Annotated in this window: 1 protein-coding gene; it reads left to right on the top strand. The window is 69.1% G+C overall.

Annotation, left to right across the window (positions count from 1 at the left end; translation table 11 throughout):
• On the top strand, positions 1-515 hold a 515-nt coding region (locus PGX04_RS27530; RefSeq protein ID WP_273741399.1), incomplete at both ends, for an aminotransferase class III-fold pyridoxal phosphate-dependent enzyme.

Here is a 515-nt window from a genome sequence, read left to right as displayed (position 1 = left end):
GGGAAGCGCGACCGGCGACCCGCAGACGCGCGGGCCCCTCGAGGCCCACGCGTCGACGACGGGTGCGGTGAAGTTCCTGCCGCCGATGAGCCATGACTCGCCGTTCAATGCGGACACGCCCGAAGAACTCGCCGAAGCCGCGGCCGACCACCTCGAGTTCGTCATCCGCAACGAGGGACCCGAGACGATCGCCGGCATTCTGACCGAACCGATCGCCGGTACCAGCGGCGCGTACACCGCGCCGCCGGGCTACTTCGAGCGCGTCCGCGAACTCTGCGACGAGTACGAGATCCTCCTGATCGTCGACGAGGTGATCACCGGATTCGGACGCTGCGGGGACTGGTTCGGCATCCAGACCGAAGGCGTCCAGCCCGACGTGCTAACTTTCGCGAAGGGCGTGACGAGCGCGTACGCGCCGCTCGCGGGGGTGCTGATGCGCCCGGAAATCGCCGAAAACGTGCGCTCGGGCGGCTTCGACATCGGCCAGACGTTCGGCGGGCACCCGGTCGGCTGCG

The sequence above is a fragment of the Natrinema soli genome, from assembly GCF_028618695.1.
Note: the sequence above shows the minus strand (reverse complement) of the source record. Positions and strands in the feature narration are given on the sequence as shown.